General features: G+C 42.4%; 1 protein-coding gene and 1 pseudogene. One reads left to right on the forward strand and one right to left on the reverse strand.

What is annotated here, in order from left to right; genetic code table 11:
• The coding region (locus GMD1S_RS08395) for a DUF975 family protein (protein WP_000664007.1) at nt 1-492 on the forward strand (492 nt) is incomplete at its 5' end.
• A 178-nt stretch (nt 493-670) separates the two neighbouring features.
• Here the strand turns inward: GMD1S_RS08395 and GMD1S_RS12165 are convergent.
• A pseudogene (locus GMD1S_RS12165) lies at nt 671-826 on the reverse strand (peptidoglycan-binding protein LysM); the annotation flags it as partial.

An 826-nucleotide genomic window follows, 5' to 3' on the forward strand; every position in this document is an offset into this window, starting at 1 on the left:
CTCAAACGTTTCTACCTCTTTTTATGGAGCATTCCAAACTTAGTAGGCGTTTATTTTCTCTTTTATAGCAATCTCTTAGCTCGGAGATTTGTCGCCCTACATCCTGAATTTCCAAAATTAGACCTCTCATCCCTTGAAACAGAGCAGTTCCTTATGACCTTTGGCCTCTACTTTTTCGCGAGTCTCATCTTGATGATTGTAGGGAACATCCTCTACGTTCCACAATATTATGCCTACTCGCAGGTAGAATTCCTCCTCTGCGATACTCTGGATTTAGGACAGGCTAAACCCCGTCAAATCCTGAAAACCAGCCGTTTCTTGATGAAGGGTTACAAATTCCAGCGCTTTGTCCTCGACCTACAACTACTCCCTTGGTACTTCCTCAACTGGCTCACTTTTGGAATTGCTAGTTTTTCAATCCTTCCCTATATCCAAAACAATCATATCTTCTTTTACAGAGCCCTACTAGCCCGTAAACGTCGAAATGGATAAGAGTCTACAAAAACCAGCGTCGTTCAGGACGCTGGTTTTCTTATTTCAAAAGTAACATACTCAGCAGAGTCAAAATAGCAGGCCCACCTTGCTTCAGAATAATCTTCCCATTCCCCTGAAACTATCACACAAAAAAAGAAGCGGGAACTCAATTAGTTCCCAACTTCCATTTTAATGATTAGTTCATTGATACGTGAACGTGGTCATAGTGGTTTTCGGTCACACTACCACGATCCGGCATTGGATTCCACGTGTAGGCTGGTCCATATTTACTATCGTATGGAGCGTAGAAACGTTGTTTCCAGATGATATAGTTGATACCACGGCTAGCCAT

Source organism: Streptococcus sp. GMD1S (assembly GCF_000296875.1).
Lineage (GTDB): Bacteria > Bacillota > Bacilli > Lactobacillales > Streptococcaceae > Streptococcus.